This window comes from Ruegeria sp. AM9 (assembly GCF_056540565.1).
The window spans coordinates 1-8,334 of record NZ_JBQFWY010000026.1 but is presented as its reverse complement, the minus strand read 5'-3'; the positions used below and the strand labels follow the sequence as shown (position 1 = coordinate 8,334).

The window sequence follows — 8,334 nt, the reverse complement described above, 5'->3', positions numbered from 1 at the left end:
AGGCAAGTTCCAGATAGCCATAGGCGGTTTCCGGATGGGTCGGGGTGATGCCAAAGGTCACCAGCTGACCCTGCGCCACGGCTTCCATCCCGCGGGCAACCGCCGCCTGAAAGGCCGCCACATCGGGAACCACGTGGTCGGAGGGGGCAACCAGCAGCACCGCATCGGCGTCTTCGGCATGGGCGCGCAGCGCCGCAGCCAGCACGGCGGGCGCGGTGTTGCGCCCCTCGGGCTCGATCAGAATGGCACCGGGGTCGATTCCGATGGCCTGCAACTGCTCGGCCACGATGAAGCGGAAATCCGAGTTGGTCAGCACCACCGGCGCCGCAAAGTTCAGACGGTCCGTCGCCCCGGAAAGCCGCCGCGCAGAGGCCTGAAACAGGGTTTCCTCACCAACCAGCGGCACGAATTGCTTGGGATAGCTTTTGCGCGACAACGGCCACAGGCGCGTTCCGGAACCACCGCAAAGAAGAACAGGTGTGATCAACATAAAATGCTCAATATCTGATTTGCTTCAACCGGTCCTAGTCAATGACTTTTAATGTGACAAGTGCCTGGACAACACCGCGAAGTTTTTTCGCTGACATGCGGTATGCCTGCGATATTGCGCCTAAGACACATGCAAACGCCAAGCCTTAGATGTGGCGTTCATCACCGCCGCTTTTCATCATTGTTGGTCGGTGGTGGCTTGCGGTGCACCGCACTTTTCTTATCATCCTGCGAACTGCCTCCGGACAGCTGGCGGCATCACCTGAATTCACGCAGTTCCTGTAACGGTAACGCAAAAAGAACGGAGAAATCATGTCGGGTCATGGCTATGAATCGGGTCGTCTGAACCTGCCCTTTGTCGGCATCGCGACCTTTGGCAAAAAGCCCTATGTCGGGGACTGGGACAATATTGATGCCGATGTCGCCATCCTTGGCGCACCGTTCGATTTTGGATGTCAGTTCCGCTCGGGCGCCCGGTTCGGGCCGCGCGCGGTGCGCGAGGCCTCGACCCTGTTCAGCTTTGGCCATGCTGGCGCCTATGACCACGAGGACGACGCCACCTATCTGGGCGCCGACGTGCGAATTGTCGATCTGGGCGACGCCGATATCATCCACACCAAGACCGAGGAAAGCCACGCCAATATCGAATATGGCGTGAAGAAAATACTGGATGCCGGTGCGCTGCCGGTGACCATCGGCGGCGATCACTCGGTCAACATTCCCTGTATCCGCGCCTTTGCCGAGGATTGCGACAAGAACGGCCCCATTCATGTGGTTCAGATCGACGCGCATCTGGATTTTGTCGATGAACGCCACGGCGTCACCGAAGGCCACGGCAACCCGATGCGGCGGGCGATCGAAAAGGACTACGTCTCGGGGATGACACAGCTGGGCATCCGCAACGTGTCCTCGACCGCCAGAGAAGGCTATGAAGACGCCCGCGCCCGTGGCTCGGACATCCTATCGGTCCGGCAGGTGCGCAAACTGGGTACGGACGGTGTTCTGGAGCGCATCCCCGAGGGCGCGCGCTATTATGTCACCATTGATATCGACGCGTTCTGCCCCTCGATCGCGCCGGGCACCGGAACGCCCAGCCATGGCGGGTTCCTGTATTATGACGTGCTGGAAATCCTTCAGGGGCTGAGCAAGCGCGGCGATGTGGTCGGTATCGACCTGGTCGAGGTCGCCCCGGCCTATGATCAGACGGAAAGCACACAGATTTTGGCGGCTCAGGTCCTGCTGAACTTCCTCGGATTCATCTTCCACAATCGAAAATAGTGGCTAGCCCAGATAGGCCCGCAGGCTGGGCGGCGGGTTGTCGAACAGCTGCGCGGTCGCCGCGGGTGGATGCGCGCGCCCGTCGGCCACCAGCACGGTCTGCTCGGCAATGCGGCGGGCATCCTGCGGGTCATGGCTGACCATCAGCAGGGTTGTTCCGGTCTCGGCCAGCAACCCTGCAACAAGATCCAGCATCTCCGCTTTCAGCGCCGGTCCCAGCGCCGCAAAGGGTTCGTCCAGCAGCAGCATGTCGCGCCGTTGCACCAGAACCCGGGCCAGCGCGACCCGGCTTTGCTGGCCACCGGACAGCTCGGCCGGTTTGCGCCCCTCAAGACTGGGCAGCGCCACTCGGGCCAGCGCGGATTTGACCTGCGATTGCTCCTCTGCCGACAGGCGCCCGTTCGGGCGCAGGCCCAGGGCGACGTTCTGTTCCACCGTCAGATGCGGGAACAGGTTGCCATCCTGAAACAGCATCGCCAGCGGGCGTCTTCCCGGGGCAAGGTTGGAAATCCGCTGCCCCTGCCACAGGATTTGCCCCTGTTTGAGGCCGCGAAACCCGGCGATTGCCTCAAGCAACGTCGACTTGCCCGCGCCGGAGGGGCCGACAATGGCAACGCTGGTCCCGGCCTCGACTGTAAAATCGGCCTCCAGGGCGAAACCGCCGTTTTCAATGACGCAACCGTCAAGTTTCAGCATGTAATCGCCCTCCGCGATCCAAAAGCCAGAATGCCCCCATCGACAGCACCAAAAGCAACAACGCCGCCCCCGCCGCCGCCTGCATCTGGTAAGCCCCCATCAACCGGTAAATCTGCAGCGGCAAGGTCGCGATCTGCGGATCGGCGAACAACGCAATGACACCGAGATCGCCCATCGACAACGCGGCGGCAAGGCCTGCGGCAAAACCGATTTGCGGGCGCATTCGGGGCAGCAGAATTCGGGTGAGGAACGTCTTCTTGTCCATATCCAGTGACAGTGCCAGCCGCCCATGCCGGGTGACCACGTCCCGCGCGGCGGGCACCAGAATACGCAGGGCGAACGGCAGCGCCATAACCGCATTTACCAGCGCCGTGACCGGCAACGCCAGTGCGGTGGGATTGGCCACCGGGCGGATCAGGATGAACAGGCCGGTGCCGATCACCAAGGGCGACGCCGCCAGTCCCAGAATACCGCTGAGTTCAACAATACCGTACCGCCCGGTCGCAACGGCCGTGGCCATGGGCAAGGCCAGCATCAATAGAACCGCCGTGCTGGCCGCCGCCACCAATACCGAGGTCAGCGCGGCGCGGAACACCAGCGCAGGCATCTCGAACAGCCCAGAGAGCCCCGAAATCACCACCGCCGCCAAAGGCAGCAGCAGAAACGCCGCTGCGGCCAGAATCCAAAACGCATCAAGTATTGGCGCACCGCCATCCCAGCGGCGGATGGCCCGGTCCAGACCTGCTCCGAACCCGTCGCCGCGCGAAAACTTCAGGGCCGCCAGCGCAGCCGCTGCGGTCAGGGCCAGTTGCAACGCCGACAGCAATGCCGCCCGGCCAAGGTCGAAATCATAGGTAAAGGCCTGATAAATCGCGAGTTCGATCATTGTTGCCCGCGGTCCCCCACCCAAGGTCAGGGCGACGGCAAAACTGGTCAGACAGATGGCAAAGATCACCGCCAGCACGCCGGGCAGGATGCGCCTCAGCATCGGCAGCTCGATCAGGCGGAACATCGCCATGCCGTCACAGCCCAACTGCGCGGCCAGACGAAAGCGTTCAGCGGGGATTTCCTGCCACGCCTGCAAGATCAGCCGAGTAGCCAAAGGCAGGTTGAAGAACACATGCGCCAGCACAACGCCGTGCAACCCGTAAATCCGCATCGGCGGCAGGCCGAAAACTCCCAAAATATCCGAAATCCAACCCGCGCGGCCAAAGACCTGCAACAGACCGAGGATCGCCACGATGACCGGCAGAATAAACGGCGCGCCCAACAGCGCGATCAGCACCCGCCGCCCCGGAAACCGGCGCCGGGCCAGCGCCCGCGCCACCGGCACTGCCAGCGCCGCGCTGAACAGGGCCGACAATACCGCCTGAACAAGTGTGAACCGCAGCGCAGCCCAATCCGCCGGGCCGAAGCCGCCCGCTGCCTCGGCTCGCAGGGCAACAGCGGCAAGGGTCCCCAGAATCAGCGCGGCCACCAAAGCCGCCGCGCCAACGCCCGGCCAGGGGCTTACTGGCTGAGCGCGCTCAGCCATTCCGCAAGCGCCTGATCCCGCACAGCGGCGGCCTCATCCGGAGAATACAGCAGGGATTTTTCCGGCTGAATCAGCGTGTCGAATCCGTCGGGCAGCCCTGCTGCCGGAGTCACCGCCGGATACATCCAGTTGGTGGTCGGAATGATCTGCTGGAACGCGTCCGAAACCATGAAGTTCAGGAACTGATCCGCCAGCTCCGGCTGATCGGTCCCGGTCAGCTTTGCCGCGACCTCGACCTGCATATAGTGACCTTCGTCAAAAGCAGCCGCCGCTTTGCTGGCGTCTTCCTCGGCGATCAGGTGATAGGCAGGCGATGTAGTGTAGCTGAGAACCATGTCGGCCTCACCTTCCAGAAACAGGCCATACGCCTCGGACCAGCCCTTGGTCACGGTCACTATATTGTCGGCCAGACCGGTCCAGACATCTGCCGCCTCATCGCCATATGCCGCCTGCACCCACAAAAGCAGCCCCAGACCGGGGGTCGAGGAGCGTGGGTCCTGAATGATGATCTTGGTGTCACCCTCGGCCAGTTCACGGAAATTCGCGGGCGCCGCAGCATCGGCGTTATGGACAAAGGCGAAATAGCCCCAGTCATAGGGCGCGAACACCTCATCCGTCCACTCGATCGGCAGCGTGTATTCAGCGCTGACCGAGCTGGGCGCAAACAGGCCGGTTTCCTTGGCCGCATTGATCAGGTTGGTATCCAGCCCCAGCACAACGTCAGCGTCCGAGTTCTCACCCTCAAGCCGGATGCGCGACAACAGCGCCGCGCCGTCCTCGACGCCGACAAGGTTCAGCTCGCAGTCACAGACGGCCTCAAACGCCTCTTTCACCTGTGGGCCGGGGCCCCAGTCCGAGACAAAACTGTCATAGGTATACACGGTCAGCTGAGGTTTATCGGCCGCAATGGCCGTGGTTGCGCTCAGGAGTCCCGCAGCAATCATCAGATGTTTCATGTCATCCTCCATTGCGGCGAGAGGGCAAGGATGGATGAAACCGTCACCTTTCCCTCCGCCGGTTCTAGCCGGTTCAGGTTCAACGGGTTCGCCAATGGCATCTCAGCGTGGTCGCGCCACGCACCCCGAGGTGAGGCTCTGACTAGGCGGGAACCGACCAAAAGACAACCCGCCTGTTGGTTGGGTTTCACCTATTTCACCCGCCCGGTTCGTGTTTTTACATCACCGTGGTCAAGCGGGCGGGATCAGGAAATCCGCTGTCGGAAAACGTTCAGGCCGGTTCGTGATGAACCGGCCTGACTGGTCTTAGAAATGCGCTGATTTGGTGTTTTCCGGCACCACGGGCGGGGCGAACTTGGTCAGGTCGATGCCTTCGACCGCCGCCTTGTACTCTTCGATCTTCGGCGTTCGGCCCAGGATGGCCGACAGCACGACAACCGGGGTCGAGGCCAGCAGGCTTTCGCCTTTCTTGTCCGGTGCATCTGCCACGACGCGGCCCTGGAACAGGCGGGTCGAGGTGGCCAGAACCGTGTCACCCTTGGCGGCTTTCTCCTGGTTGCCCATGCAGAGGTTACAGCCGGGACGCTCGAGATAGAGAATGTTCTCATACTCGGTGCGCGCCTGCGTTTTCGGGAACAGGTCATCGAACTCGAAGCCCGAGTATTTCTCGAGCACTTCCCAGTCGCCCTCGGCCTTCAACTCGTCGATGATGTTGTAGGTCGGGGCTGCTACAACCAGCGGCGCCTTGAATTCGACCTTGCCGGTTTCCTTTTCCAGGTTCTTCAGCATCTGCGCGACGATCTTGATGTCGCCCTTGTGCACCATGCACGAGCCGACAAAGCCCAGATCCACCTGCTTTTCTGCATTGTAGTAAGAGATCGGGCGGATCGTGTCGTGGGTGTAGCGCTTGGAAACATCGGCGTTGTTGACGTCCGGGTCGGCGATCATCGGCTCGACGATCTGATCCAGATCGACGACAACTTCGGCGAAGTATTTGGCGTTGTCATCGGGGCGCAGAGCCGGATTTTCACCCGACTTGATCTCGGCAATGCGGGCGTCCGCGATGTTGATCAGCTTTTGCAGCATGCCGTTTTCATGCTCCATACCCTTGTCGATCATGATCTGGATGCGCGATTTGGCCAGTTCCAGCGAACCGATCAGCGTGTCGTCGTTCGAAATACAGACCGAGGCTTTGGCCTTCATCTCGGCGGTCCAGTCGGTAAAGGTAAAGGCCTGATCCGCCAGCAGCGTGCCGATATGCACCTCGATCACGCGGCCCTGGAACACGTTGTCGCCATGCTGTTCCAGCATCTGCGCCTGGGTGGCGTGCACCACATCGCGGAAGTCCATGTGCTCGGCCATGTTGCCCTTGAAGGTCACCTTGACCGATTCCGGGATCGGCATCGAGGCTTCGCCGGTGGCCAGCGCCAGTGCCACGGTGCCCGAGTCAGCCCCGAAGGCCACGCCTTTCGACATGCGGGTGTGGCTGTCGCCGCCGATGATGACCGACCAGTCATCCACGGTGATATCGTTCAGCACCTTGTGGATCACGTCGGTCATCGCGTGATAGACGCCTTTCGGATCACGACCGGTGACAAGGCCGAAATCGTTCATGAACTTCATCAGGCGCGGCGTGTTGGCCTGTGCCTTGGTATCCCAGACCGATGCGGTGTGGCAGCCCGACTGATAGGCGCCATCAACGCTGGGCGCCACGACCGTTGCCGCCATCGCCTCAAGTTCCTGCATGGTCATCAGGCCGGTGGTATCCTGCGAGCCAACGATATTTACCTTGACGCGCACATCCGAACCGGCGTGCAAGGTCTTGCCCGGCGTGGTGCCGACCGCGTTCTTGTTAAAGATCTTCTCGACCGCAGTCAGGCCCTGGCCTTCGTGGCTGATTTCCTTCGACGGGGCAAAGACCAAGGGAGCTTCGACGCCCAGCGTTTCGGCCGCAAATGTCTGCAGCTTCTTGCCGAAGACAACGGCGTAAGACCCGCCCGCCTTCATGAACTCCACTTTCTGCGGCGTGAACGACGCGGACACATCGGCCAGCTCTTCGCCATCTTCGCTCAGCAGCTTGTGGTCTTTGGTGTTGATCTTCAGAACCGTGCCGGTTGCCACCGAATAGGCCTCTTCCAGGATCGGGTTGCCGTCATTGTTCAGGATCGCGTTGCCGTCTTCGTCAACCTTCTTGACCCAGTTCTTCAGGTCGATGCCGATACCACCGGTCACGCCAACGGTGGTCTGGAAGATCGGAGAGATACCATTGGTGCCTGCCACGACCGGCGCGATGTTGACGAAAGGCACGTAAGGGCTGGCCTGCTTGCCGGTCCACAGCGCCACGTTGTTGATCCCTGACATGCGCGACGACCCCACGCCCATGGTGCCTTTTTCCGAGATCATCATCACGCGGGCATCAGGATGCGCTTCACGCAATGCGCGAATCTCGGCCTGGGCTTCCGGAGTGCTGAAACACTGGCCATGCAACTCTCGGTCAGAACGCGAATGCGCCTCGGCGCCCGGCGACATCAGGTCTGTCGAAATATCACCTTCACCGGCGATGTAGGTCACGACTTTTACTTCTTCGTCCAGATCAGGAAGCTTGGTGAAGAACTCGGCCTTGGCATAGCTTTCCAGAATGTCCTTCGCCACCGCATTGCCGGCCTCGAACGCGGCCTTCAACCGGTCGGTGTCGGCGTCATACAGGAAAACCTGCGACTTCAGCACGTCGGCAGCCTGACCCGCAATCGCAGCGTCATCGCCCAGGGCCAGGTCCAGCAGAACCTCGACCGAAGGGCCGCCTTTCATGTGCGACAGCAGTTCGAACGCGAAGGGAACCGAGATTTCCTCGACAGCGGCCTCGCCCAGAATGATCTCTTTCAGGAACTTGGCCTTTTCACCTGCGGCGCTGGTTGTGCCCGGCAGCGTGTTATAGATGAAAAAGTTCAGCGACTCCGCCCGGTGTGCGTTGCCGGTATCCTTGATCTGGCCGACAATCTCTTTGACAAGTGCACCATCATCGATGGGCTTGGGGTGCAGCCCCTGTTCCTTGCGGGTTTCGATTTCGCTGAGGTAGTCTGTATAAAGGCTCATGGCTGATCCGGCTGTTTGCAATTGGTGACGCTATGTGCCGGATTCGCGGTGTTCTGACCAACCCGGCAATCATTTGTATGCGGCGGTATACCATTCTGCGGAGAATATCAAGGGACCATCTGCGCCCCATGAACCCATCCCGCGGCTGCGGTTTATCAGAACCAGTACTCCCAGCCGTCCAGAGAGTACCCGGTCAGGGTTCTGTCACAAACGTCGCCCCTGCCTGTCAGGTCGAGAGCATTTCTGGTAGCGCACACTGGAACATGACAGGAGTAGGCCGTGACGATT

6 protein-coding genes and 1 riboswitch are annotated in these 8,334 nt (G+C 61.0%); of the genes, 1 reads left to right on the top strand and 5 read right to left on the bottom strand.

Going from position 1 to position 8,334, the window contains the following annotated elements:
- On the bottom strand, positions 1 to 490 hold a 490-nt coding region (locus tag ACR0DO_RS19260), incomplete at its 3' end, for a sugar phosphate nucleotidyltransferase (protein ID WP_480561062.1).
- Positions 491 to 801: 311 nt separating this feature from the next.
- On the opposite strand from ACR0DO_RS19260, the gene speB reads away from it, so the two are divergent.
- Positions 802 to 1,767 carry an agmatinase gene (gene speB / locus ACR0DO_RS19255; RefSeq protein WP_170449086.1) on the top strand — a complete coding sequence of 322 codons (966 nt, stop codon included), beginning with the start codon at positions 802 to 804 and terminating at the stop codon, positions 1,765 to 1,767.
- A gap of 3 nt (positions 1,768 to 1,770) precedes the next feature.
- Here speB and ACR0DO_RS19250 read toward each other — a convergent pair whose 3' ends face one another.
- The 4 genes from ACR0DO_RS19250 to ACR0DO_RS19235 all read right to left on the bottom strand — a co-directional run bounded on the left by ACR0DO_RS19250 (position 1,771) and on the right by ACR0DO_RS19235 (position 8,046).
- A complete protein-coding gene (locus ACR0DO_RS19250; protein ID WP_480561061.1) occupies positions 1,771 to 2,463 on the bottom strand; it encodes a thiamine ABC transporter ATP-binding protein in 693 nt (230 codons plus the stop codon).
- Positions 2,450 to 3,997 carry a thiamine/thiamine pyrophosphate ABC transporter permease ThiP gene (locus ACR0DO_RS19245; protein ID WP_480561060.1) on the bottom strand — a complete coding sequence of 516 codons (1,548 nt, stop codon included), beginning with the start codon at positions 3,995 to 3,997 and terminating at the stop codon, positions 2,450 to 2,452. The genes ACR0DO_RS19250 and ACR0DO_RS19245 overlap by 14 nt, the downstream gene beginning before the upstream one ends.
- A complete protein-coding gene (gene thiB, locus ACR0DO_RS19240) occupies positions 3,973 to 4,953 on the bottom strand; it encodes a thiamine ABC transporter substrate binding subunit (RefSeq protein ID WP_480561059.1) in 981 nt (326 codons plus the stop codon). The genes ACR0DO_RS19245 and thiB overlap by 25 nt, the downstream gene beginning before the upstream one ends.
- A gap of 32 nt (positions 4,954 to 4,985) precedes the next feature.
- A riboswitch (TPP riboswitch) is annotated at positions 4,986 to 5,091 on the bottom strand.
- A 168-nt stretch (positions 5,092 to 5,259) separates the two neighbouring features.
- Positions 5,260 to 8,046 (bottom strand): bifunctional aconitate hydratase 2/2-methylisocitrate dehydratase, encoded by a 2,787-nt coding sequence (locus ACR0DO_RS19235; protein ID WP_480561058.1) that lies wholly within the window; start codon positions 8,044 to 8,046, stop codon positions 5,260 to 5,262.
- Positions 8,047 to 8,334: the final 288 nt, after the last annotated feature.

Bases quoted from the DNA above. Each gene is read 5' to 3' on its own strand.
- speB (WP_170449086.1), top strand. From the start codon at position 802: ATGTCGGGTCATGGCTATGAATCGGGTCGTCTGAACCTGCCCTTTGTC.
- ACR0DO_RS19250 (WP_480561061.1), bottom strand. From the start codon at position 2,463: ATGCTGAAACTTGACGGTTGCGTCATTGAAAACGGCGGTTTCGCCCTG.
- ACR0DO_RS19245 (WP_480561060.1), bottom strand. From the start codon at position 3,997: ATGGCTGAGCGCGCTCAGCCAGTAAGCCCCTGGCCGGGCGTTGGCGCG.
- thiB (WP_480561059.1), bottom strand. From the start codon at position 4,953: ATGAAACATCTGATGATTGCTGCGGGACTCCTGAGCGCAACCACGGCC.
- ACR0DO_RS19235 (WP_480561058.1), bottom strand. From the start codon at position 8,046: ATGAGCCTTTATACAGACTACCTCAGCGAAATCGAAACCCGCAAGGAA.